The organism is Pseudarthrobacter sp. efr-133-R2A-89 (assembly GCF_030209315.1).
Classification (GTDB): Bacteria; Actinomycetota; Actinomycetes; order Actinomycetales; family Micrococcaceae; genus Arthrobacter.
In genome coordinates this window covers 46,935-70,044 of sequence record NZ_JARVSE010000003.1, presented here as the reverse complement: position 1 = coordinate 70,044, position 23,110 = coordinate 46,935, and the positions used below count along the sequence as shown (strand labels likewise).

The window sequence follows — 23,110 nt, the reverse complement described above, 5'->3', positions numbered from 1 at the left end:
TCCTTACTTGCTGCGGCGGAGGTCGACGCCGAGGTCCAGGTCCTCCACGCGGATGGGGAGCGAGGTTTCGAGCGACTGGTTGCCGGCGATGCCCACGGATACCGAACGCAGCCCGTCGAGGTAGCCGGAGGGGCGGCCCAACGGGTCTTCACCCGGGCCGTTGAAGAGGTCCGAGAGCAGGAGCTCGTCGCCCCCGCCGTGGCCGCCTTCGCCGTTGACGATCGGGACCTCGTACGCGGCCTCCCAGTGGCGCTGGACCACCAGCCGTTCGCCGTTGCGGCGCACGGCGTCCTCTTCCTCCACGGGGGTTGCGCTCGGGTCCACCACGGCCTTCTTGTCGGTGCTGTGCAGGACGGCGGCGCGTTCCACCACTTCGAGCTCAGCCCGGCCTTCGGTGCCGTTGACCGCCACCCGGTACCCTTCCCACGGGCTGTGCGCGTTCAGGGAGTAGCTCAGGCGCGGCCCGCCCTGGTACTCAACCACCAGTGCCAGGTTGTCCTCGATGGTGATGCCGCCGGTGAAGACGTCCTGGTCGCGGCGGTAGCCGTCGTAGTGCTCGTTGTCCAGGAAGAGCGCCTTGAGCCGCTCGTCCTCACGGAGGTCCAGCGCGAACGGGTCCTTGTCGCCGGCCGGCGCACCGGCGTCGGGTGTTCCGCGCTCGGGGCGGGGGCCCAGCCCGCGTTCGGCGGCGTTCTTGTCGCCATAGAATTTCAGGCCGCCGGAGGCGAAGACGCGCTCCGGGACGTCGTCGATCCACCAGTTGACGAGGTCGAAGTGGTGGGACGCCTTGTGGATGAGCAGGCCGCCGGAGTTCTTCTTCTCGCGGTGCCAGCGGCGGAAGTAGTCGGCGCCGTGGACCGTGTCCAGGACCCAGCTGAAGTCGATCGAGGTGACCTTGCCGATCACGCCGCTCTGGATGATTTCCTTCAGGGCGCTGTTGCGGGGCGAGTAGCGGTAGTTGAACGTCACCACCACATTCCGGCCGGTTTCCTGGACCGCTTTGGTGATGCGGCGGCAGCCCTCGGCATCGATGGTGAGCGGTTTCTCCACCACCACGTCCGCGCCGGCCCGGAGGGCTTCGACGATGTAGCCGGCGTGGGTGTAGTCCGGAGTGGTCACCACGACGCGGTCAATGTTGTTGGCCTGGATAAACGCCGTCAGGTCCGCCGGATCGAACGAGGCAATGGGGCCGGGAGCGCCGAGTTCCTGGATGAGGCCCTGGTAGAACTCCACGCGGCCGGGGTTCACGTCTGAGAACGCGACCAGTTCCGCGGTGTCGGCGTGCTTGCCGAACACTGCGCGGATGTACATTTCGGAACGCCCTCCGGTGCCGACCAGGGCAAGGCGCGCTTTGCGGCCGTCGGAGGTGGCGCTGCCGGCAGCCGTGTGGGGAGCAGCTGCGGCCGACGTCGTCTGGGCTGTGTTGACCATGTGGGGTACCTTTCGAAAGCTCGTTGCCCGGCCGCCGGGACGGCCGCTGCGGTTCGGCGGTGGCACTCTGCTGCACCTGCCTGAGAAAGCGTTTTCTCAGTTCGCTATAGAAGTTGTATCAACCCGCCCGCCCATCCGTCAACCACTTCGGGCGCTGACAGAAAGCGTTTTCCAGCCCAACGCGCCGCGCTGGCGCCCTCCCCGGCGGAAAACTGCCGGGAAAAGGATAGAAATCGCTTTCCGGCTGCCGTATATGCTGTCTTCCAAAGCACCTGCCACCCGGGGCTTGTTGGCCCGGCGCGTGCCGCGGCCGGCAGCATCCGTCCGGAGTGGCGCGAAAGAAGGGTTCCCCATGGCCAGGAAATCGGCAAGCGGCCGGATCGGCATCGCGGATGTCGCCGTGAAGGCAGGAGTCTCACACGCCACGGTTTCGCGTGTCATGAACGGAAACTTCACCGTGGACCCGGACATCGCCGCCAGGGTCCGCGCAGCCGCCGCCGAACTGAAGTACCAGCCCAACCCGGTGGGCCGCAGCCTCGCACTGGGGAAGACGGACACCATCGGCATCGTGGTGCCGGACTTGGCCAACCCCACGTTCCAGGCGATCCTTCGCGGCCTCAGCCGGGCCGCGGCACAGGATGGCTACCGGGTGCTGATCGCGGATTCGTTCGAGGTTTCCAGCGAGGAGTCCATCCTGGCCGGCGAAGCGCGCCGCCGCTGCGACGGACTGGTCCTCTGCGCACCCCGCATGTCCGATGCCGAACTGACGGAGATCGCGCCGTCCCTGCACCCGCTGGTGCTGATCAACCGCACCACGGCCGCGCCGGACGTGCCCAGCCTGGTGGTGGACTACGGGCAGGGCGTCCAGGACATCGCCGGACACCTGGTGGAGCTGGGGCACACCCGGCTGGCCTTCCTGGCGGGGCCGCCGCGGAGCGCATCCAACGGCATGCGGCTCAAGGGCCTGGAGGCATTCAAGGCCGCCCACCCGCAGGTGGAGGTGACCATGCTCGAGGGCGGCTCGGACTTCGACACCGGGCATGAAGCAGTTGACGCGGTCCTGGCGAGCGGGGCCACCGGCATCCTCGCCTTCAACGACCTCGTGGCCATGGGCCTGATGAGCGGACTGCATGAACGGGGCCTGGATGTGCCCGGCGACATCTCAGTGACCGGGTTCGACGACATCCCCTTCGCCAAATACACGACGCCGGCGCTCACCACCGCGGCCGTCCCCATTACCGAACTGGGCGAGCAGGCCTGGCACCAGCTCCGGGCATTGATCCGCAAGGAAGGGAACGAGGTGCCCGGCAGCCGCTTCCAGCCCCGACTGGAAGTGCGGGCCAGCAGCGGCCCGGCCAAGGCGCCACGGAGCGCCGTCCACGGCTAGGGTTCCCGGGACCCGGCCCCCAGGCCAGCTTCCTGGTAATACCCCTCGATGTGGGCCGCCACCAGTCCTGCCGCCCGGCCGCCGTCGCCCTTCCGGACCGCATCAAGGATGGCGTGGTGCTCGGCGCGCAAACGGGAGGCGGTGGCGTCCCAGTCGGGCAGGTTTGACGTCAGCTCTGCAGCGTAGCCCTGGATGGCCTCGCGGAGGGATCCCATCATGGCGCTGACCACCGCATTGCCGGCGGCGCTGGCCAGCGCGAAATGGAAGCGGACGTCGAGGGCCAGGAAGTCACCGACCGAGAGGCCTTCCGCCTGGTCCATCCCGGCCAGCAGGGCCGCGGCCTCGTCGAGTTCGGGGGCATCCGGCCTGGCCTTGCCCGCGGCCCAGGACTCCAGCAGGACGCGGGTCTCCACAATGTCCGCCACGGGCAGGTGCTGGGTGGCAACGTGCAGGCGGAGGGCCGAGCCGAGCGCCGCGGTGGGGTCAGAGATGACCACCGTCCCGGCATCGGGGCCGGACCCGACACCTGCACGGACCACGCCCATCGCCTCGAGGATCCGGATGGCTTCCCGCACCGACGTACGGGAGACCTTGAGCTGCTCGGCAAGGGTCCGTTCGGCCGGCAGCCTGCCGCCGACGGCCAGCCGGCCGGCAGAGAGTTGGTCCTCGATCCACGCCAGGACCAGCTGATGGGTTCGCATACGGCCAATGGTAGTTGATGTGGTTGGACCACATGGCCTACAGTGTGGTTGGACCACAGGAGGACGACATGACCCACATCATCCAGCCCGGCAACCCGGAAGCCGCCCCGGCCCCGGACACCACGGACATTCCCGCAGCCCCCGCCCCTGCCGAGGCGCCGGCGTCGTCCGCCGTGCCCCCTGCCCTGAAGCGCCGCGTGCCCAAGTACGCGGACCTCGCTCCGCTGATGCAGTTCAAGAAGCCCGGGTTCAGCAAGGACGCCCGGCTCAAGCGGGCCAGCACCATCTGGGAACTCCGGGACATCGCCAAGCGGCGGACGCCGCAGGCTCCCTTCGACTACACGGACGGAGCCGCCGAGGAGGAAATCACCCTCCGCCGGGCCCGCCAGGCCTTCCTGGACATCGAATTCCGGCCCGGGATCCTGCGGAACGTCTCAGCCATCGACCTCAGCACCACCATCCTTGGCAAACCGTCCCGGCTTCCCGTCGGCATCGCCCCCACCGGATTCACCCGGATGATGCAGTCGGAGGGCGAATACGCCGGGTCCCGGGCCGCCGAGGCAGCGGGCATCCCCTACACGCTGTCCACCATGGGCACCGCGTCCATCGAGGACGTGGCCGCCGCTGCACCCAACGGCCGGAACTGGTTCCAGCTGTACCTGTGGACGGACCGCGACCGTTCACTGGAACTGATCGAACGCGCCGCCAAGGCCGGCAACGACACCCTCATGGTGACCGTGGATACGGCCGTGGCCGGCGCCCGCCTCCGCGACGTCCGCAACGGTATGACCATTCCGCCGGCATTGACCCTGAAGACTGTCCTGGACGCCTCCTACCGGCCTGCCTGGTGGTTCAACTTCCTCACCCACGAGCCGCTGACCTTCGCGTCGCTCTCGCGCTACACCGGCACCGTGGCGGACCTGATCAACTCCATGTTCGATCCCACGCTGACCTTCGAGGACCTGGACTGGCTGCGCGACACCTGGAAGGGCAACCTGGTGGTCAAGGGCATCCAAACGGTGGAGGACGCCCGCCGCGTCGCGGACCATGGCGCGGACGGCATAGTGCTCTCCAACCACGGCGGCCGCCAGCTGGACCGGGCCCCCATCCCGTTCCACCTGCTCCCCGAGGTCAAGGAGGCCTTCACCAAGGACAACACGGACGCGGCCATCATGCTGGACACCGGCATCATGAGCGGCGCCGACATCGTGGCCGCCCTCGCCCTTGGCGCTGACTTCACCCTGATCGGGCGCGCCTACCTCTACGGCCTGATGGCCGGCGGCCGCGCCGGCGTGGACCGCGCCCTGCAGATCCTGGAAAAGGACATGGCACGCACCATGGCCCTGCTGGGCGTCAGTTCCGTTTCGGGGCTCACGCCGGACCATGTGCGGCTGCTGGGGCGGTAGCCGCTATTTCTTGCGGCCGAACTTGGGCAGGTTTGCCAGCAGGTCCGCGGCTTTGGTGGCCGCGCGGCCAACGCTGCGTCCAATCTGCTGCGGAACGCTGTCGTCGCTCAACGGGGCGGCGGTTCCGCCGGGAATGACGACGGCGGGGCTCAGCTCGGCCCCCTCCCGCGCCAGGACGGCGGCCGCGGCGTCCTCCTGGATGTGCGCCGCGTGCCCCGGTTCGACGGCGGCGGGCGCCTCCGTCGGGCCTGCTGCGGCGGCCGCCGCTGTTGGCCGGCCTTTCGCCGCAGCTGCCGTGCTCCCTGCGGCGCTGCTTGCGGAGGCGTTCTTTGGTGATGCGCCGGTTGGCGAGGAGGCAGCCTTGGCGGCCGTGCCGACGTCGAACGTCTCCAGCCAGCTTGCGATGCCTTCCAGCGGACCCCGGTTCAAGGCGTAGTACCGTTTTTGGCCCTGCGCGCGCATGCTGACCAGCTGCGCTTCCCTCAGGACCTTCAGGTGCTTGGAAATGGTGGGCTGGCTGGCGTCCAGTTCCTCCACCAGCTCCCCCACTGCTTTGTCCCCCGTCCGGAGGGCCACCAGGATGTCCCGCCGGGTGGATTCCGCTATGACGGCAAATACGTCGTCTGTCACCATGCCTCCCACCCTAGCGACATATACGCCGAAAGGCATCAACTATTTCGGTATCCCAGTGCTCCACGGCGGCACCGGAGCCGCTAGTCGAACCAGGGGTCCAGCCCGTGCAAGGGGAACACCGCCTTGCGGGTGGCCATGACGGTACGGTCGACGGCGTCGTTGGGGTCGAAGCCCACTTCCCAGGACCGCCACCAGAGTTCCACGTCGTCCCCCATGAGCGCCGGGGCCACGGTCCCGAATTTCTCCGCCACGTAGTGCCGCCAGTCCTCGGGGACGGCCGTGCGCAGCGGCACGGGCCGTCCGGCGGCGATGGCCACGAGGTGGCTCCAGGCGCGCGGCACCACGTCCAGGACGTTGTATCCGCCGCCTCCGGTGGCGATCCAGCGGCCACCGCAGAACCGTTCGGCAAGGTTCGCGACGGCGTTCGCGGCCTCGCGCTGCCCGTCGACGCTGAGGTTGAGGTGGGTGAGGGGGTCGCTGCGGTGTGAATCGCAGCCGTGCTGGCTGACGATGACCTCCGGTTCGAAGGCGGCTACCAGCTGCGGCACGATGGCGTAAAAGGCCCGGAGCCAGCCGGCGTCCCCGGTGCCGGCGGGCAGCGCAACGTTGACGGCTGTTCCCTCCGCTGCGGGGCCGCCGATCTCATTGGCGAACCCTGTTCCAGGAAAGAGGGTCAGTCCTGTTTCGTGCAGCGAGAGCGTCAAGACCCGGGGATCGTCCCAGAAGATGTTCTGCGTGCCGTCGCCGTGGTGGGCATCGACATCGATGTAGGCCACTTTTCCGACGCCGCCGTCAAGGAGCCGCTGCACGGCAAGCGCGGCGTCGTTGTAGATGCAGAATCCACTGGCGCGGTCCCGGGAGGCGTGGTGCATGCCGCCGCCGAAGTTGACCGCATGCACGGCCCAGCCCTCCAGCACGCCCTGGGCGGCCATCAGGGATCCGCCGGCGAGCCGCGCCGCAGCCTCATGCATTCCCGCGAAGGCCGGGTCATCCTCGGTTCCCAGCCCCCGGGACTCGTCCGGCCGGGAGGGGTCGGCGCTGACCCTGCGCACCGCCGCGACATAATCCACCGAATGCACCGCTTCCAGTTCTGCATCGGAAGCCGTCTCCGGCGCCTGCACGTCCACGTGGTCCAGGTCGAACAGCCCCAGGCTGCGCGCCAGGCGGGCCGTCAGGTCCATCCGTTCCGGTGCCATGGGGTGGCCCGGACCAAAGTTGTAGGCAGTCATGTCAGGGCTCCACGCCACCATCGTCGGCAGCGCGGGCTGGCTTAGACCGGGCAGATATGTCATCAATCACAGGCTACCCGAGCCCGCCGGACTCCCAGCCAGGCCATGAAGCCGGGCTTTAGTGGTTTACTACTGGGGGAAGCAGTTTCGACCGAGGAAAAGCCACACATGACGCAGAGCCAGTCAAGGCCCCGGACCCCGGCCAGCTGGCACCCCCCAGCGCAGGAGCGGGAGGGCCTCTGGATCTTCACGCGGCTTCGCGACTTCATCGACGACATTGCCAACACCTCCCCTGCCAGGCTTGCCCTGACGGCGTTCGCCGCGGTCTGCGTGGTGTTCACGTTCCTGCTGTCCCTGCCCATGGCTTCGGCCGACGGAACCGCCACCCCCATCCACGAGGCCCTGTTCACCGCCGTCTCGGCCGTCTGCGTGACCGGACTTACGGTGGTGTCGACGGCGGTGCACTGGTCCTTCTTCGGCCAGCTGGTGATCCTGGTGGGCATCTTCATTGGCGGTTTGGGTACCTTGACGCTCGCCTCGCTGCTGGCGCTCATGGTGAGCAAGCGGCTGGGGGTGCGGGGGAAGATCATTGCCGCCGAATCCATGAACAACGCCGGCCGCCTCGGCGAGGTGGGCACGCTGCTCCGGATCGTCATCACCACCTCCGTGGTCATCGAGGGCGTCCTGGCGCTGGCCCTCGTTCCCCGCTTCCTGACCCTGGGCGAGCCCTTCTGGCAGTCCGTGTGGCATGGCATCTTCTATGCCATTTCGTCGTTCAACAACGCCGGCTTCACCCCGCACTCTGACGGCATCGTGCCCTACGAGACGGACCTGTGGATCCTCATCCCGCTGATGGTGGGCGTGTTCCTGGGCAGCCTGGGCTTCCCCGTGGTGATGGTCCTCCAGCAGAACGGCTTGAACTGGAAAAAGTGGAACCTCCACACCAAGCTCACCATCCAGGTATCGCTGATCCTCCTGGTGGCCGGGGCGTTCCTCTGGGCGCTGATGGAGTGGGACAACGTCCGGACCATCGGCACCATGGATGTGGGCGACAAGATCACCCACGCGCTGTTCGCCTCCGTCATGACGCGTTCCGGCGGCTTCAACCTGGTGGACCAGAACCAGATGGATTCCACCACCATGCTGCTGACGGACGCCCTGATGTTCGCCGGCGGCGGTTCCGCATCCACGGCGGGCGGCATCAAAGTCACCACCATCGCCGTGATGTTCCTGGCCATCGTCGCCGAGGCCCGCGGTGACGCGGACGTCAAGGTCTACGGCAGGACCATCCCGCAAGGAAGCATGCGGGTGGCCATCTCGGTGATCGTGGCCGGCGCCACCCTGGTGTCCGTGTCCGCTTTCCTGCTGCTGGCCATCAGCGGCCAGTCGCTTGACCGGGTGCTGTTCGAAACCATTTCCGCGTTCGCCACGGTGGGCCTGAGCACCAACCTCAGCGCCGAGATGCCACCTGCCGGCGTCTACGTCCTCGCGGCCCTGATGTTCGCGGGCCGCGTGGGAACCGTTACCCTCGCGGCCGCCCTGGCCCTGCGCCAGCGCAGCCAGCTGTACCACTACCCCGAAGAGAGGCCCATCATTGGCTAGTTCCACAGACGCCCCGCGGCGCCCCGCCCACAACGCCCCGGTGCTGGTGATCGGGCTGGGCCGCTTCGGATCATCCACGGCAGAGCAGCTGGTCAAACAGGGCCGGGAAGTACTCGCGATCGAACGCGACCGGAACCTGGTGCAGAAATGGGCCCCGCTCCTGACCCACGTGGTGGAGGCTGACGCCACCAACATCGACGCGCTGCGCCAGCTGGGCGCGCAGGAGTTCAGTTCCGCAGTGGTGGGGGTGGGGACGTCCATCGAGTCCTCCGTGCTGATCACCGTCAACCTGGTGGACCTCGGAATCGAACATCTCTGGGTCAAGGCCATCACCCCCTCGCACGGCAAGATCCTGACGCGGATCGGGGCCAACCACGTGATCTACCCGGAGGCCGACGCCGGCGTCCGGGCAGCGCACCTGGTCTCCGGCAGGATGCTGGACTTCATCGAGTTTGATGACGACTTCGCCATTGTGAAGATGTACCCGCCGCGCGAGACCGTGGGTTTCACGCTGGACGAGTCGAAGGTCCGCTCCAAGTACGGTGTGACCATTGTGGGCGTGAAGTCCCCGGGCGAGGATTTCACCTACGCCCGGCCCGAGACCAAGGTGTCCTCGCGGGACATGCTCATTGTCTCCGGGCACGTCGACCTGCTGGAACGGTTCGCCGCCCGGCCTTAAAGTCCCACGGTGGTCGGGCCTGTCGAAACCGGATTTCGACAGGCCCGACCGCCGCTACCCAAGCTGCTTGGTGATTTCCGCTGCCCGGTCCGCTGCCGCCTTGGCACCGGCGGCAATGATGGCCGGGATGCCCTGTTCGTCGAACGTGGCGATGGCCCGCTCCGTGGTGCCGTTGGGGCTGGTGACCGCTTTGCGCAGCGCGGAAGGGTCCGCCCCCGGTTCGGCGAGCATGAAGCCTGCGCCGGCCACCGTTTCGCGGGCCAGGAGCAGGGACAGCTCGCGGTCCAGGCCCAACTCCTCCCCTGCCGACGCCATGGCCTCGGCCAGGTAGAAGGCGTACGCCGGGCCCGAGCCGCTGATCGCAGACAGCGCATCCACCTGCTCTTCGGGCACTTCGACCACAGTCCCGGCGCCCTGCAGGATGTCCTTGACCTTCAGGAGCTGCTCGGGAGTGCAGTGGGTTCCCGGTGACACGGACACCACGCCGCGGCCCAGCTTTGCCGGCGTGTTGGGCATGGTCCGGATGACCGGCTGGCCGGCGGGGAGCGCGGCTTCAAGCTGGGCGATGGATACTGCCGCGGCCACGCTGACCACCACGGTATCCGGCGAAAGGGCAGGGCCGATTTCGCGGGCCAGGTCAGCAATGCCCACCGGTTTGACGCCAAGGATGACGACGGCGGATCCCTTGGTGGCCTGTTTGTTGTTGTCGGGTTCTTCCTCGCCGGCGATCGCGGTAATACCGGGGTACCGTTCGGCGAGTTCCGAGGCGCGCTCCGCGCGGCGGACGGTGGCCACCACATCCCCGGGGTCCGTGCCGGCCTCCAGCAGACCGCCAAGAATGGCCTCGTTCATGGATCCACAGCCAAGGAATGCAATTCGGTTGCTCATGCCTCCATCATTGCAGCACGCATGCATTCACAGGCAACTCCCATGTTCAGCGCAGGCAGCGCACAACTTGGAGTCCTAACGTAGTTATTACCTCATTGAGGGTGCGAGTGATGCGGCAGGCATGGGGATGCCTGCCAAGGCACCGGTGGCTCGGCAACAGGTTTTCCCCCATTTTCCTGTTGCCGGCCCCGGTGCTTCCTCATTTAAGCTCAGCTGGAGGCGCGGCCCGGCCAGGCCGAACGTTTGGTTGCTAGACGGCAGGTTCCACCGGGCGCGACGCGGCCACATGGGGCGCCGGTTCCAGCGGCCCGGCGAAGACCAGCTGGTCCAGGCGGCGCAGGATGAGCCCCTCGCGCAGGGCCCAGGGGCAGATGCGCAGCTTCTTGAACTTGAACATCTCCAGGGCGGCCTCGGCCACCAGCGCGCCGGCAAGGAGCTGGTGCGCCCGCGCTTCGGATACACCGGGGAGGTGCAGCCTGTCCTCGGAGCTCATGGCCGAGATCCGCTGGGTCCAGATGCCCAGGTCCGAGGCGTGAAGTTCGCGCTTGACGTAGGGGCCCTCAGCGCTGGGCGCGGCCCCGGCGATCCGGGCCAAGGACCGGAAGGTTTTTGAGGTGCCTGCCACCACGTTGGCCCGGCCGAGGCCGTCGAATTCCCGGACAGCAGGCTTGAGGGTGGCCCTGATATAGCGCCGCAGTTCCTTGACGCTTTTGGCCGACGGCGGGTCCTCGGGGAACCAGTCGCGGGTGAGCCTGCTGGCGCCAAGCGGCACGGAGGTGGCCACCTCCGGAAGCTCGTCCTGGCCGAAGGCCATTTCAAAGGATCCGCCACCGATGTCCAGGTTCAGGATGGGGCCGGCGCCCCACCCGTGCCACCGCCGCACCGCGAAGAACGTCATGGACGCTTCTTCGCTCCCGGTGAGTTCCTGGAGCGTCACCGTGGTCTCGTGCTTGACCCGGGCCAGCACGGCGGGGCCGTTGGTGGCCTCCCGGATGGCCGAGGTACAGAATGCCAGCAGGTCTTCGGCCTTGTGCCGGGCGGCGAACTCCCAGGCCTCCAGGACGAACTCGGTCAGCTCATGCTGCCCCTCGTCGCTGATGCTGCCGTCCGGTTCAAGGTATTGGACCAGGGACAGCGGCCGCTTGTGGGACGCAAACGGGACCGGCTGCGCACCGGGGTGCGCGTCCACCAGGAGCAGGTGGACGGTGTTGGATCCGATGTCGAGGACGCCTAGACGCATGGGGACATTATTGCTCGTCGGCGCGCTTGAAGTCCCGCCGGATGTTCGCCACGCCTTCGGGATCGATCTCGAAGCCGTAGGCGGCACCGGGGTTGATCACCATGCCCAGTTCGTCGCCGAGGTTGGCGATGATGGCCGCACCCTGGGTGCCCAGCACGTTGGGTGCGGCTTCCAGGTACTGCTGGTCCACCCGGGTGGGGTGTGAGAAGACGGCGAGGACGGGGCGGCCGTCCGCGTTGGCAAGGACCAGCGGCTCAACCTGGGAGTCCACGCCTTCCACCGTGTCCGAGCTGATGATGTAGACCTCACTGTTCAGGAAGGACAGGATGACGTCCACGGGATTGGCGTCTTCCTGCCCGCCGGTGGCGAGCTTCTCCTCAAGGTCGTTGAGCGGCTGGAGATCCGTGTGCGCGGGCTGTTCAGTCATACCGTCTACCCGATCACGATGTGCCCTGCACCGCAAACAGAGTCGCTGCCATGACCCGAAATCGCCGGAAAAATGCGGGCTCGCCGGTTCTTTCCGGCGAGCCCGCACCGCTCCGGCGACTTCGGCGGTCCCAGGACTACTTCTTGGCCGTTGCCTTCTTCTTCGCGGGTGCCTTGCGGGTGGCCGTCCGCTTGACCGGGCCCTTGGCGCGCTTCTCGGCCAACAGCTCCACGGCCTGTTCCCGGGTGAGTTCCTCCAGGGAGGTGGCACGCGGAACCGTGATGTTGGTGATGCCGTCGGTGATATACGGACCGAAACGGCCCTCCTTCACCACGATGTTCTTCTCCGACACCGGGTCCGGACCGAACTCCGCCAGCGGCGGCACGGCGGCACGGGCTCCGCGCTGCTTGGGCTGTGAATAGATCTCCAGCGCCTGCTCCAGGGTAATGGTGAAGATTTCCTCTTCGGATCCGATGGAGCGCGAATCCGTGCCCTTCTTCAGGTATGGACCGAACCGGCCGTTCTGCACCGTAATGAGGTTGCCTTCGGCGTCCTCGCCCAGCGCGCGGGGCAGGCTCATGAGCTGCAGGGCCTCGTCCAGCGTCACGGACTCCACGGTCATGGACTTGAACAGCGAACCCGTGCGCGGCTTGGCCTTGACCGGCTTCTTGGGCGGCTTGGGCTTGCCGTTCTTGTAGTACTCCACCGGCTGCTTGGCCAGGTCTTCGTCGGTCATTTCCGGGATGATCTCGGTGACGTAGGCGCCGTAGCGGCCGTTCTTGGCCACAACAGTGTGTCCCGTGTGCGGGTCTGCACCGAGTACGCGCTCCTCCGGCGCCGCAGTCTCCATCAGCTCAATGGCTTTGGCCGCGGTCAGTTCGTCCGGGGCCAGGTCCTCGGGAACGTTGGCGCGGGCCGACTCCACGATCTCGCCCGTCTTGGGATCGACGACGGCTGCCGAACTTTCCAGGTACGGGCCGAATTTGCCCACCCGCAAGGTGATGTCGTCGGTGATCGGGATGGAGTTGATCTCACGTGCATCGATCTCGCCCAGGTTGTTCACGATGCTCAACAGGCCGGGGTCGGAGTCCTCGCCGAAGTAGAAGTGCCGGAGCCACGAAGCTCCCGCCTCCTGGCCGTTGGCGATCTTGTCCAGGTCGCCTTCCATGTCGGCGGTGAATTCGTAGTCCACGTAGTCGCTGAAATGCTGCTCCAACAACCGGATCACCGAGAACGCGATCCAGCTGGGCACCAGCGCGGAGCCCTGCTTCCGGACGTAGCCGCGGTCCTGGATGGTGGAGATCGTGGACGCGTACGTCGACGGGCGGCCAATGCCCTTCTTTTCCAGTTCGGCGGTCAGGGACGCTTCCGTGTAGCGCGGCGGCGGCGAGGTTTCGTGGCCCACCGCCAGGATGTCCGCGGCAGTGAGGGAGTCGTCCTTGGCCACGTTCGGGAGCCGGCGTGCTTCGTCGGACTCGTCATCGCCGCGGGTCTCGTCCTTGCCTTCCTCGTAAGCGGCCAGAAAGCCGGGGAAGGTGATGACGGTGCCGGAGGCGGAAAACTCGGCGTCCCGCCCGTCGGCGGCAATGGCACCAAGGCGGATGGTCGCCGTCGAGCCCTTGGCGTCACCCATCTGGGACGCCACGGTGCGCTTCCAGATGAGCTCGTACAGGCGGAACTCGTCCCCGGAGAGCTGCTTGGCAACCTGGGCCGGCGTGCGGAAGGAATCTCCCGCCGGGCGGATGGCCTCGTGCGCTTCCTGCGCGTTGGCGGCCTTGTTGGAGTAGACGCGCGGTGACTGCGGAATGTATTCCGGCCCGTAGAGCTCCGAGGCCTGCCGGCGCGCGGCGGTGATGGCTTCGTCACTCAGCGCCGACGAGTCCGTACGCATATAGGTGATGTAGCCGTTTTCGTAGAGCCGCTGGGCCACCTGCATGGTGCTCTTGGAGGAGAAGCGCAGCTTGCGGCCGGCCTCCTGCTGGAGGGTGGAGGTGGTGAACGGCGCGGCCGGGCGCCGGGTGTACGGCTTCGTGTCCACCGAGCGGACGCGGAAGTCCGCATCCTGGAGCCCGGCGGCGAGGGACGTCGCAAGCTCCTCGTTGAGGTGGGCCACGTTCTTGGCGGTGAGCTCGCCGTTGTCGTTGAAGTCGCGGCCGCTGGCCACCTTGGCGCCGTCAACGGCGGCAAGCTTGGCCTTGAACGAACCGGAGTCCGCGCCGAACTGGCCGGTCAGGTCCCAGTAGGAGGCGGCCTTGAAGGCCATCCGTTCGCGTTCGCGGTCCACCACCATGCGCGTGACCACGGACTGCACACGGCCGGCGGACAGGCCGCGGGCCACCTTGCGCCACAGCACCGGGGAGATCTCGTAGCCGTACAGGCGGTCCAGCACGCGTCGGGTTTCCTGGGCATCCACCAGGTCCTGGTCAACATCGCGCAGGTTGCCCATGGCGCGCTGGATGGCTTCCTTGGTGATTTCGCCGAACGTCATCCGGTAGACCGGGACCTTGGGCTTGAGGACTTCGAGCAGGTGCCACGCGATGGCTTCGCCTTCGCGGTCCCCATCGGTTGCGAGATAGAGTTCGTCGGCGTCCTTGAGCGCAGCCTTGAGCTCGGTCACCTTTTTCTTCTTGTCCGGAGACACCACGTAGTAGGGCTTGAAGTCGTGGTCGATGTCGACGGCGAACTTGCCCACCGACGTTTTCTTCAACTCGGCCGGGAGTTCGGACGGTTGCGGCAGGTCGCGGATGTGACCAATGGAGGCCTCTACGATGAAGCCCTCGCCGAGGTACTTGGCGATGGTCTTGCTTTTGGCCGGAGACTCCACAATCACGAGTTTCTTGCCGGTTTTGGCCTTGCTTGGCACGGTGCTCCTACAGAAAAAGGTTGCTGGGGCAGATGAGCCCATGTTCGCCTAGTTCACCATATTTTGGGGAATCGTGCGCATTCATGTGGAAAAGACGGGGCCCGGCCAGGAGCATAAGGGGGCTTACTGTGCGGCCGGAAACGCGGCCGGAATGAGGAACCCGTCCCGCACCAGGTTGGCCACGTCGGCAAGCAGCGAGCGCTGGAATGACCCGGCCTCTCCGCCCAGGAGGGCCTCCAGTGCCGCGGCGATCTGCCCGGCGGCCAGGTCGCCGTCGCACGCTGAGACGAACCCGGCCAGCTCGGTGCTCATCAGGTTGGTGCGGCGCAACCCCGCGCCTTGCCGGAGCAGGATCACGCCGGGGTGCTCGGCGCCGGGGCGCTGGTGGCGCTCCTCCGTGACGTCGTCGGCCACGAGCAGGTGCGTTCCGGCGAGATCGTGCCCTGCCAGCCAGTCGTTGCGTTCGACGGCGGCGCCCAGGTGGGGTCCGACGGGCTGCTCGATGGGGTACGTGATTTCCTCGTAGCGGCTGATGGCTCCCTGCACGGCCGCAGCGGGGCGCCGCAGCCAAACCATGCCGAAGCCGATCCCCGCGACGTTCCGGGACTCGAAATCCGCGAGATATGCAGCGTAGGCGTCCCGGTAGTGTGTGCGGTCCCGGGATTCGGAGGCGTCCTGCAGCCAGGTTTCCGCGTATTGTTCCGGGCTGACCTGCTCCCGTTGGATGAACCAGGCATCGGTGCCGGACCGCACCCAGGACCTCGGCCGCTCATCCCAGTTGGCGCCGGCGGGGATTTCCCAGTTTCCCAGCATCTGGGCCACGCCGCCCGGCGCCAGCACGCCGGGCAGGTCCGCCACCAGGGACGCGACGATCTCATCGCCCGGCAGGCCGCCGTCGCGGTAGGTGAACTGGCCGGCCGCGTCCTCGCCGGCGCTGCGCGGCGTGATCACGAACGGCGGGTTGGACACCACCAGGCCGAACTCCTCGCCGGCCACCGGCTCCAGCAGCGAACCCAGGCGCAGGCTCACCCGGTCCTCGAGCCGGTCCGGGTCCACGGAGAGCGCCTCGGCGTTGAGCAGGATGTTGAAGCGGGCGTAGGCCAGGGCGCGTGCGGAGATGTCGGTGGCAGTTACGTGCTGGCAGTGGTGCAGCAGGTGGAAGGCCTGGATGCCGCACCCCGTGCCCAGGTCCAGGGCGCGTTCGGTGTGCTGCCGGATGGTGGTCTGCACCAGCGTGGTGGACGCCTGCCCGATGCCCAGCACGTGATCGTGCCGCAGGACTCCGGCCTGCTGGTGGGCCGCGAGGTCGCTGGCCACCCACAGTTCAGCGCCGCCGCTGCCGTCGGGGTTGGCGTCCCAGCCGTACGGGCGCAGGTCGGCTTTGGCCGTGACGCGGGGCGTGCCGGGGACGGGCTGCACCAGCCCCAATTCCAGGAGCCCTTCCACTCCGATGCCCGGCAGCGCGGCGTCGAGCGTTTCCCGTTCCTGCGGCTCGGCCAGGAGCCACAGCCGGACGACGGCGGCAAGGGGCGCCGCCGCTGCGGTGCGCTCCACTGCCTGCGCGGTTGCCAGCATGGCGGGAATGACCTGGTCCCGGTTCAGCGCCGCGGAGGCCGTGGGCCCCAGCAGCCGGGCGACGCCGTCGAGCGTGTAGTCGATCCTGCGGAGGTCAGCGGCGAGCGCCGCGAGCAGCCCGGGAAGGTCGCTGCGGGGTGCGTCGGGAGTGTTGCCGGCGGTGAACTCGTACGGGGATCTAGGCACCGCTCAAGTTTAGTCCGGCCCGGCAGCGGGGTACGGTGGAAGCATGCCTTCCCGCCTGTCCTTCCTTCCGCGCGCCCGCACCGCCGCGGTACGCCGTACGCTGCCGGCGGTACTGGTTGCCGCAGCCCTTGGACTCACCGTCGCAGGGTGCTCGCCTGCGGGCTCGGTGGAGGCCGCGGACGTTCCGCAGTGGCGGGCCACGGCGCTGCCCACGTCCCCGGCGGACGTGGTGCTCCAGGATTCGGGAAAGATCCTCAACCGGGACCACCTTGTGCAGGAAGCAGCTTCCGTTCCTGCCGGCAGCTACACGCTTACGGCGGTGTGTGCCGGCACCGGCAAGGCGTTCTTCGCGGTGTCGCTGGACGGCAAGGCTGTCACAGAAGCGGGTGCGGCCTGCAACGGCCGAGCCGAGACCACCAGGATCAACCTGCCTGCCGGCGGCCGGGTCCAAATCAGCAGCTCCAGCGTGGACGCCCCGCTGCTCTACGCGTACCGGCTGGCCCCGGCGCAATAACACCGGGTTCCGGCTCTGGCCCGGCGCCTGTCGCGGGCATACAGTCGGACTATGCCCAGTGTGCGGAGGTTCTCCGCGCCCCTTCCCCGAAGGACAGCACGGGCGCCGCGGGCACCGAAGCCCGCGGCCGCCGTCGCCCTTGGACTGGTGCTTGCGGCAGGTGCCCTGGCGGGCTGCGAATATACGTACGACGACGGCCGGGCCGGTGCCGTCCAGGGCGGCGCCACCATCGCCCCGGTTCCGGCGTTCACCCGCGATCCTTTGCAACAGGACCCGGTCAGCGGCGCCGACCTCGGTGATTGGGTGTCCCGGGCGCTTCCGGAGGGTACGGGACCGGAGGTCCAGGCCGATGCCGGGTTGTTGGGGTCCGGGGAGGTGCGGACCGTGGCATCACCGGCCCTGGAGGCCGGGACCTACACGCTGGCCCTGGCCTGCCGAAGCCAGCGCAGGGTGACGTTCACGGTGAGTACCGAGGACGTGACGCTGGTGGATCTTGGCCTTCGGTGCGGCATCAACCGGGAGAACGTCTTCTATCTCTCCACCCGGAGCGTACTGACGGTGCGGCTGGAAGCGGGCAGCGCGGCGAACTATGCGTTCCGGCTGCGCAGGCTTTGACGTGCGGGCTCAGGCAGCGGCGCAGCCCTCGGGGCAGCGGAGCGTCTCCGGGCTGGAGGCGCACCCGGCGCAGTACAGCGTCAGGGTCCGGCAGCTGGGGTTGGAGCAGTTCTCGAATTTGCTGGTGGGTGCGGAGCAGCGGGCACACTGGCCGATCGTTTTGGCGTCCTCGCTGAACTCGAGGTGCATGCGCTTGTCGAAGACGTAGAGTGAGCCTTCCCAGAGCCCTTGGTCCTTGAATGCCTCGCCGTAGCGGACAATACCGCCGTCGAGCTGGTAGACCTCTTTGAAGCCGCGGTTCACCATCAGGCTGGAGAGGACCTCGCAGCGGATGCCGCCGGTGCAGTAGGTGACCACAGGCTTGTCCTTGAGGTCGTCGTACTTGCCCGAGTCGAGTTCCTTGATGAAGTCGTGCGTGGTGGCGACGTCCGGGACCACGGCGTCCTTGAACCGGCCGATTTCGGCTTCGAAGGCATTCCGGCCGTCGAAGAACACCACGTCCTCGCCGCCCTGCTTCTTGGCGTCCACCAGTTCGTGCAGTTCCTCCGGCTTGAGGTGCTTGCCTCCGCCCACTACTCCATTGGCGTCGACAGTCAGTTCTCCGGGAGCACCGAAGGAGACGATCTCGTCCCTCACCTTGACGCTGAGCTTCGGGAAGTCCTCTGCGCCGCCGTCGGACCATTTCACGTCGATGCCCCGGAACCCCGGATACTCGCGGGTGGTCTTGACGTACTGCTTGACCGCGCCGATTTGCCCGCCCACCGTGGCGTTGATTCCGTCCTTGGAGATGAGGATGCGGCCGGTCAGGCCGAGCTTCTCGCACAGGGCGCGCTGCCAAAGCCGCACGGCGTCCGGATCCGCGATGGGGGTAAAGCCGTAAAAAAGCACAATTCGGTTCAAAGCCACGTATTTAAGGGTACCGCCGGCCGGGTGCACGGTTATCGCCGGCCCGGGAGCAGACGCGTATCACAATTCCATAAGCACTTGGCCACCCCCTGTTGCTGGCGATCCGGCTGGAATAGTCTTCATGCCATGAGTCAGGAAACCCTGGTTGAAGACATCACTGGCCTGTTTCAGGTGTGGGTTGCGGGCTGGGCCGGATGTCGCGGCTACCGGACCTCGACGCATGGCCGGTTCCCTGCCGTATTCCGGGCTGACACCAGCGGTGACTGGGAAGTTTTTGCGTCCGAACCCACCCCTGACGAGTTCGCGGCCCTGGCCGCCACCACTGCCGAAGCGCCCGCCCGGGTGCTGACCATCCTCACCCACGATCCCGCCAGGTTCAGTGGCCTGGCGGCCAAGCACGGGCTGAACGTCACCTCCGATTCCCAGACGATGATGATCGTGGACATGGAGACCCAGGACGCTGAGGATCCGTGGCTTTCCGACGACGACCTGAGCCTGTCCACGTTCGAGCGGGATGGCGTGCACTACGCAGAGGTCCGATCCGGGGACGAGATCGCGGCCAGCGGAAGGGTGTTCGTGGTTGGCGATACCGCGGTGTTCGACAAGATCATCACCGAACCCGCATTCCAGCGCAGGGGCCTGGGAAGCCTCATCATGCGGGCCTTGGCGGCCCAGGCCTTCGGCCACGACGTGCGGACAGGACTCCTGCTGGCGTCCACTGACGGGCAGAAACTGTACTCACACCTGGGCTGGACCACGGTGGCCCGCGTCCTGATGCTCTCGGCGTCCCATGACGGAGCGGATCTTTCGCTCAGCTGAGGGTGCCGCTGCCCGGTTGTGCGTTTGGCGAACCGCTGCCCTCCGGCTTGGTGCCGGGTGAAACAATGGTGGGGTGACCCCCCATGACTCCCTGATTCCCCTCCTGGGCCGCGGCCCGGAACCGGAACAGCTCCGTCATGTCCGCACCATCCCCGCGCGGGAGGCGGTCCACGAGCCCTGGCCTGAATGGATGCACCAGGACCTCGTTGAGGCGTACGGCTCGCTCGGCATCCGGGAGCCGTACCGCCACCAGGTGGAAGCCGCCAACGCCGCCCATGCGGGGAAGCACGTGGTGGTGGCCACCGGAACCGCGTCGGGGAAATCGCTGGCGTACCAGTTGCCGGCGCTGGACGCGATCCACCGGTCGGAGTTGCGTGTGCTGGCGGACCCGGGGAAGATCCACGACGACGGCGCCGTGACGCTGTACCTCTCCCCCACCAAGGCCCTGGCGGCGGACCAGTTGAACGCCATCCGTGCTTTGAAACTGCCCACGGTCCGGGCGGAAACCTACGACGGTGATACGGATCCCGCTGCCCGCCGCTGGATCCGGGACCACGCGAACTTCATCCTTGCCAACCCCGACATGCTGCACTTCGGCATCCTCCCCAACCACGCCTGGTGGGCGTCGTTCTTCCGCCGGCTGCGCTATGTCATCGTCGATGAGGCGCACAGTTACCGTGGCGTGTTCGGCTCCCACGTGGCGAACCTGATGCGGCGGCTGCGCCGGATCTGCGCCTACTACGGGGCAGGATCGTCGTACCCGGAGCCGGTGTTCATTGCGGCGTCGGCCACGGCGTCGGAGCCTGACGTCTCCTTCGCGCGCCTCATTGGCGCCCCCGTCACTGCGGTGTCCCGCGACTGCTCGCCCCACGGTGCCACGACGGTGGCCCTCTGGGAGCCGGCGCTGACGGACGTCCGCGGCGAGAACGGCGCCAAGGAACGACGGACGGCCGTGGCGGAGACCTCTGACTTGCTGGCCAACCTGGTGTCCGCGCAGATCCGCACCATCGCATTCATCAAGTCACGACGTGGCGCGGAAACCATCTCCGCCGTTACCAAACGGCTTCTCGACGAAGTGGATCCGAGCCTGCCGCAACGCGTGGCCGCGTACCGTTCGGGCTACCTGCCGGAGGAACGCCGGGCGGTAGAGAAGGCGTTGCGTTCCGGCCAGTTGCTGGGTGTTTCCAGTACGTCGGCCCTGGAACTGGGGATCGACATTTCCGGCCTTGATGCGGTCCTGGTGGCCGGGTGGCCTGGAACGCGGGCCTCGCTGTTCCAGCAGATCGGCAGGGCGGGCCGCGCCGGCCAGGATGCGATTGCGGCCTTCGTGGCAAGCGACGACCCCCTGGACACCTACCTGGTGAACCATCCCGAGGCCATTTTCGATGTTTCGGTGGAAGCAACAGTCTTTGACCCTTCAAATCCCTACGTCCTGGGGCCCCATCTGTGCGCCGCGGCCGCTGAACTTCCGCTGGGACCGGCGGAGCTCGATCTCTTCGGCGATACCGCAAAGATGCTCCTGGACCGGCTGGTGGCACAGGGCTACCTCCGGCGCCGGCCTGCCGGCTGGTTCTGGACCCATTCGCAGAGTGCCGCCGCCATGGTCAACCTCCGGGCGGACGGAGGGGGACCAGTCAGCATCGTGGACGCCGAGACCGGTTCGCTCCTGGGGACCATGGACTCGCCGCAGACCCACTACCAGGCGCACACCGGGGCGGTGTACGTCCACCAGGGCGATACCTATGTGGTGGAGGACCTCAACGAGGACGATCACTGCGTCATGGTGCGGCGCGCCAACCCGGACTATTACACGACCGCACGGGACGTGACCCAGATCGAGGTGCTGGAGACCCAGCGAACCATGCAGTGGGGTGACGTGACGGTGCACTTCGGCGACGTGAAGGTCACCACCCAGGTTGTGTCATTCCAGCGCAAGGCACTGATTTCCAATGAGGTGCTGGGCGAGGAACCGTTGAAGCTGGGCGCCCGCGACCTGTTCACCAAAGCTGTGTGGTTCGTGGTGGAGAACCGTTCCCTGACGGCGGCGGGACTGATCGAGGACCAGTTCCCGGGTGCCCTGCACGCTGCCGAACACGCGGCAATTGGTCTTCTTCCCTTGGTGGCTTCCAGCGACCGGTGGGATATCGGCGGGGTCTCAACCGCACTGCACGCCGATACCGGGGTGCCCACCATCTTTGTGTATGACGGGCACCCCGGGGGCGCCGGGTTCGCCGAACGGGGCTTCGACAAGGCCATGGTGTGGCTGGCGGCAACGCGGGACGCCATCAAGGCCTGTGAGTGTGACACCGGCTGCCCGTCCTGCGTCCAGTCGCCCAAGTGCGGCAATAAGAACAACCCGTTGGACAAGGCCGCGGCCGTAACCCTGCTGGACGTCCTGCTCAAGGACGCTTCGGAAGCCAGCCGGGAGGTGCTGGACGTCGGGAGCTGAGCGGGACGTGCGGGACTAAAGGGCATGCCGGACTAAAGGACGTGCGGGACTGACGGACGTGCAGGGAGGCATGGACAGTCCCGTGCGCCGCCACACGGCAGCCGCTACGGAGGGGGCCCTGCCCGTGCATGTCCCGTGGCGGCGCCCAGGAGCGACCGTTCGTTGAGCTCGGTCCGCACGTCAACGGTCTGTCCGGCCCCTTCCACGCAACTGATCACTGTGGCGGCATGGCGGGCCGACACCTCCGACGCAACCATGCAGGGCTCCCCTGTTGTGATGCCGCGGAGGGCGTCGGCCGCTGCGAGGGCTGCCAAGTCCGCGGCTGCGGCCGCCCGGCTGGCCAGCACGGCCGACTGGGCGAGCAAGAGCATGACGGCCATGGCTGTCATGACCACCAGCGCCAGCCCGGCCGCCATGAGCGTTCCGGAGCCGCGGTCCCGGCCATTGTGCGCACCCAACCAGCTGGACGAACTACCAACACGCCCCAGCCTGTCAACTGGGCGGCAGTACCGTGAGGCCGGGCGGCACGCCCGGGCCTTTGCTGGGAGGCGCTTTTCCATCGCCGTCACCGGTTTCCCTTTCCATCGGTCAGGCCGCTGCCGTTGCGGGTCCCGTCTGCACCGCCGGTTCCCGGCGACTCACTCCGCGTCGATGCACGTGCAGTGAGGGTCCACGGAATCGATGCGCCCAGCGGTCCGGACACATGGTCGGTGACGGTGATGCTGAACCATTCGCCGTCGGCCGCAATGGACGCGGCCGCCGTTTCGCCGGCAAGGGTCCTGACTGTCCGTTCCACGGCGCCGGGGTCTTCGCCCCGAGCCAGGGCCCGCGCCCCGGCGCGGGCTCCTTCTTCGATCCGCAGTTGCGTCATACCTGCGGCGGCTCCGGCCAGCAGCATGGCAAGCAGCGCCAGTACCGCCGGCAGCGCCACTGCGAACTCTGCTGTGACCGCGCCCCTGGCAATCCGCCTGGGCGTCACATCGGCAGCGCCCGGAGCACGGGGTTTGGCAGGCGAACTGGTGCTGCCCGGCGCATGGGGCGTGTCGGGTGAATCGGCAGTGCCCGGCGCATGGGGGCCGGTCACGGCAACGCCAGCGCGGTCCGGATCAGGTTCAGCAGGAAGCCACGGACTTCATCACTGCGAAGGATGAACACGAGCAGCCCTGCGAAGCCGACGGCGGCCAGGGTGGCGATGGCATATTCCGCCGTGGCCATGCCTGCCTCAGAGCCCAGCAGCCGGGCCCTGCGCCGGTTCCCATGCCGGAATGGGTCCGATCCCGGATAAAGCTCAACGACATTGCCGTCTGCGGCCGCTGCCCCATGCCTGGCAGAACCGGTTGGCGCGGAAACCTGCCCGGCGCCGCCGGTGGCGAACCCTTGTCCGCCAGGTGAGGTGCCGGCAGTGGCGGAGTGGGCGAGCGCGGATGTTCCGGCGGAGCAGCCGTGGTGGTTGATGGACATGTGTTTTCCTTTCATGGGTCTGCCGGGATGTTTCCCCGGCTGTCTCGACTCTTCCCGCCGGCGGTGCGGCCGGTAAGGGATGGGGTGGGCTAAGTGGAA

21 protein-coding genes are annotated in these 23,110 nt (G+C 67.5%); 8 read left to right on the top strand and 13 right to left on the bottom strand.

Annotation, left to right across the window (positions count from 1 at the left end; translation table 11 throughout):
* Positions 1-3: 3 nt before the first annotated feature.
* Positions 4-1,431 (bottom strand): Gfo/Idh/MocA family protein, encoded by a 1,428-nt coding sequence (locus tag QRM95_RS06520; protein ID WP_285246995.1) that lies wholly within the window; start codon positions 1,429-1,431, stop codon positions 4-6.
* Positions 1,432-1,783: 352 nt separating this feature from the next.
* On the opposite strand from QRM95_RS06520, the gene QRM95_RS06515 reads away from it, so the two are divergent.
* Positions 1,784-2,818: a LacI family DNA-binding transcriptional regulator gene (locus QRM95_RS06515; protein ID WP_285246994.1), complete on the top strand. Its 1,035-nt coding sequence runs from the start codon at positions 1,784-1,786 to the stop codon at positions 2,816-2,818.
* On the opposite strand, the gene QRM95_RS06510 is transcribed toward QRM95_RS06515, so the two are convergent.
* On the bottom strand, positions 2,815-3,519 hold the full coding sequence (locus QRM95_RS06510; protein ID WP_285246993.1) for a FadR/GntR family transcriptional regulator: 705 nt from the start codon (positions 3,517-3,519) through the stop codon (positions 2,815-2,817). The two genes, QRM95_RS06515 and QRM95_RS06510, sit on opposite strands and share 4 nt — an antisense overlap.
* Before the next feature lie 68 nt (positions 3,520-3,587).
* Here QRM95_RS06510 and QRM95_RS06505 point away from each other — a divergent pair, with 68 nt between their 5' ends.
* Positions 3,588-4,925: an alpha-hydroxy acid oxidase gene (locus QRM95_RS06505; RefSeq protein WP_285246992.1), complete on the top strand. Its 1,338-nt coding sequence runs from the start codon at positions 3,588-3,590 to the stop codon at positions 4,923-4,925.
* Between the two features lie 3 nt (positions 4,926-4,928).
* On the opposite strand, the gene QRM95_RS06500 is transcribed toward QRM95_RS06505, so the two are convergent.
* Together QRM95_RS06500 and QRM95_RS06495 are read right to left on the bottom strand one after the other, a co-directional pair.
* Positions 4,929-5,558, bottom strand: coding sequence for an ArsR/SmtB family transcription factor (locus QRM95_RS06500; RefSeq protein ID WP_285246991.1), 630 nt, complete (start codon positions 5,556-5,558; stop codon positions 4,929-4,931).
* A gap of 80 nt (positions 5,559-5,638) precedes the next feature.
* Positions 5,639-6,850, bottom strand: a complete 1,212-nt coding sequence (locus tag QRM95_RS06495; protein ID WP_285246990.1) for an acetoin utilization protein AcuC — start codon at positions 6,848-6,850, stop codon at positions 5,639-5,641.
* A gap of 105 nt (positions 6,851-6,955) precedes the next feature.
* Here QRM95_RS06495 and QRM95_RS06490 point away from each other — a divergent pair, with 105 nt between their 5' ends.
* Together QRM95_RS06490 and QRM95_RS06485 are read left to right on the top strand one after the other, a co-directional pair.
* Complete coding sequence (locus QRM95_RS06490) at positions 6,956-8,389, top strand: TrkH family potassium uptake protein (protein WP_285246989.1); 1,434 nt, start codon at positions 6,956-6,958, stop codon at positions 8,387-8,389.
* 40 nt (positions 8,390-8,429) lie between these two features.
* A complete protein-coding gene (locus tag QRM95_RS06485; RefSeq protein ID WP_018761823.1) occupies positions 8,430-9,068 on the top strand; it encodes a potassium channel family protein in 639 nt (212 codons plus the stop codon).
* A gap of 54 nt (positions 9,069-9,122) precedes the next feature.
* Here the strand turns inward: QRM95_RS06485 and proC are convergent, their stop codons facing one another.
* The 5 genes from proC to QRM95_RS06460 form a co-directional block, all read right to left on the bottom strand.
* Positions 9,123-9,956: a pyrroline-5-carboxylate reductase gene (gene proC / locus QRM95_RS06480; RefSeq protein WP_285246988.1), complete on the bottom strand. Its 834-nt coding sequence runs from the start codon at positions 9,954-9,956 to the stop codon at positions 9,123-9,125.
* Between the two features lie 250 nt (positions 9,957-10,206).
* Positions 10,207-11,196, bottom strand: coding sequence for a Ppx/GppA phosphatase family protein (locus QRM95_RS06475; protein ID WP_285246987.1), 990 nt, complete (start codon positions 11,194-11,196; stop codon positions 10,207-10,209).
* A gap of 7 nt (positions 11,197-11,203) precedes the next feature.
* Positions 11,204-11,623, bottom strand: coding sequence for an SseB family protein (locus QRM95_RS06470; RefSeq protein ID WP_018761826.1), 420 nt, complete (start codon positions 11,621-11,623; stop codon positions 11,204-11,206).
* Positions 11,624-11,759: 136 nt separating this feature from the next.
* Positions 11,760-14,486: a type I DNA topoisomerase gene (gene topA, locus QRM95_RS06465; RefSeq protein WP_285246986.1), complete on the bottom strand. Its 2,727-nt coding sequence runs from the start codon at positions 14,484-14,486 to the stop codon at positions 11,760-11,762.
* 123 nt (positions 14,487-14,609) lie between these two features.
* The gene (locus QRM95_RS06460; protein WP_285246985.1) at positions 14,610-16,247 is read right to left on the bottom strand and encodes a DUF7059 domain-containing protein; all 1,638 of its coding nucleotides are present in this window, start codon (positions 16,245-16,247) and stop codon (positions 14,610-14,612) included.
* A gap of 43 nt (positions 16,248-16,290) precedes the next feature.
* On the opposite strand from QRM95_RS06460, the gene QRM95_RS06455 reads away from it, so the two are divergent.
* Together QRM95_RS06455 and QRM95_RS06450 are read left to right on the top strand one after the other, a co-directional pair.
* Positions 16,291-16,761, top strand: coding sequence for a DUF6023 family protein (locus QRM95_RS06455; protein ID WP_285246984.1), 471 nt, complete (start codon positions 16,291-16,293; stop codon positions 16,759-16,761).
* Between the two features lie 51 nt (positions 16,762-16,812).
* Positions 16,813-17,376, top strand: a complete 564-nt coding sequence (locus QRM95_RS06450) for a DUF6023 family protein (RefSeq protein WP_285246983.1) — start codon at positions 16,813-16,815, stop codon at positions 17,374-17,376.
* A 9-nt stretch (positions 17,377-17,385) separates the two neighbouring features.
* Here the strand turns inward: QRM95_RS06450 and trhO are convergent, their stop codons facing one another.
* The gene (gene trhO, locus QRM95_RS06445; RefSeq protein ID WP_285246982.1) at positions 17,386-18,282 is read right to left on the bottom strand and encodes an oxygen-dependent tRNA uridine(34) hydroxylase TrhO; all 897 of its coding nucleotides are present in this window, start codon (positions 18,280-18,282) and stop codon (positions 17,386-17,388) included.
* 126 nt (positions 18,283-18,408) lie between these two features.
* Here trhO and QRM95_RS06440 point away from each other — a divergent pair, with 126 nt between their 5' ends.
* Positions 18,409-19,101, top strand: a complete 693-nt coding sequence (locus tag QRM95_RS06440) for a GNAT family N-acetyltransferase (RefSeq protein ID WP_285246981.1) — start codon at positions 18,409-18,411, stop codon at positions 19,099-19,101.
* Between the two features lie 73 nt (positions 19,102-19,174).
* Entirely contained in the window at positions 19,175-21,550 is a 2,376-nt protein-coding gene (locus QRM95_RS06435) for a DEAD/DEAH box helicase (RefSeq protein ID WP_285246980.1), read from the top strand.
* A 104-nt stretch (positions 21,551-21,654) separates the two neighbouring features.
* Here the strand turns inward: QRM95_RS06435 and QRM95_RS06430 are convergent, their stop codons facing one another.
* The 3 genes from QRM95_RS06430 to QRM95_RS06420 all read right to left on the bottom strand — a co-directional run bounded on the left by QRM95_RS06430 (position 21,655) and on the right by QRM95_RS06420 (position 23,011).
* A complete protein-coding gene (locus QRM95_RS06430) occupies positions 21,655-22,008 on the bottom strand; it encodes an Rv3654c family TadE-like protein (RefSeq protein ID WP_285246979.1) in 354 nt (117 codons plus the stop codon).
* 107 nt (positions 22,009-22,115) lie between these two features.
* Positions 22,116-22,634 carry a TadE family type IV pilus minor pilin gene (locus QRM95_RS06425; RefSeq protein WP_461840174.1) on the bottom strand — a complete coding sequence of 173 codons (519 nt, stop codon included), beginning with the start codon at positions 22,632-22,634 and terminating at the stop codon, positions 22,116-22,118.
* A complete protein-coding gene (locus QRM95_RS06420; protein WP_285246978.1) occupies positions 22,631-23,011 on the bottom strand; it encodes a DUF4244 domain-containing protein in 381 nt (126 codons plus the stop codon). The genes QRM95_RS06425 and QRM95_RS06420 overlap by 4 nt, the downstream gene beginning before the upstream one ends.
* Positions 23,012-23,110: the final 99 nt, after the last annotated feature.

Bases quoted from the DNA above. Each gene is read 5' to 3' on its own strand.
- QRM95_RS06470 (WP_018761826.1), bottom strand. From the start codon at position 11,623: ATGACTGAACAGCCCGCGCACACGGATCTCCAGCCGCTCAACGACCTT.
- QRM95_RS06515 (WP_285246994.1), top strand. From the start codon at position 1,784: ATGGCCAGGAAATCGGCAAGCGGCCGGATCGGCATCGCGGATGTCGCC.
- QRM95_RS06490 (WP_285246989.1), top strand. From the start codon at position 6,956: ATGACGCAGAGCCAGTCAAGGCCCCGGACCCCGGCCAGCTGGCACCCC.
- QRM95_RS06495 (WP_285246990.1), bottom strand. From the start codon at position 6,850: ATGACATATCTGCCCGGTCTAAGCCAGCCCGCGCTGCCGACGATGGTG.
- QRM95_RS06510 (WP_285246993.1), bottom strand. From the start codon at position 3,519: ATGCGAACCCATCAGCTGGTCCTGGCGTGGATCGAGGACCAACTCTCT.
- QRM95_RS06475 (WP_285246987.1), bottom strand. From the start codon at position 11,196: ATGCGTCTAGGCGTCCTCGACATCGGATCCAACACCGTCCACCTGCTC.
- QRM95_RS06505 (WP_285246992.1), top strand. From the start codon at position 3,588: ATGACCCACATCATCCAGCCCGGCAACCCGGAAGCCGCCCCGGCCCCG.
- QRM95_RS06455 (WP_285246984.1), top strand. From the start codon at position 16,291: ATGCCTTCCCGCCTGTCCTTCCTTCCGCGCGCCCGCACCGCCGCGGTA.
- QRM95_RS06500 (WP_285246991.1), bottom strand. From the start codon at position 5,558: ATGGTGACAGACGACGTATTTGCCGTCATAGCGGAATCCACCCGGCGG.
- QRM95_RS06420 (WP_285246978.1), bottom strand. From the start codon at position 23,011: ATGTCCATCAACCACCACGGCTGCTCCGCCGGAACATCCGCGCTCGCC.
- QRM95_RS06450 (WP_285246983.1), top strand. From the start codon at position 16,813: ATGCCCAGTGTGCGGAGGTTCTCCGCGCCCCTTCCCCGAAGGACAGCA.
- proC (WP_285246988.1), bottom strand. From the start codon at position 9,956: ATGAGCAACCGAATTGCATTCCTTGGCTGTGGATCCATGAACGAGGCC.
- QRM95_RS06520 (WP_285246995.1), bottom strand. From the start codon at position 1,431: ATGGTCAACACAGCCCAGACGACGTCGGCCGCAGCTGCTCCCCACACG.
- QRM95_RS06440 (WP_285246981.1), top strand. From the start codon at position 18,409: ATGAGTCAGGAAACCCTGGTTGAAGACATCACTGGCCTGTTTCAGGTG.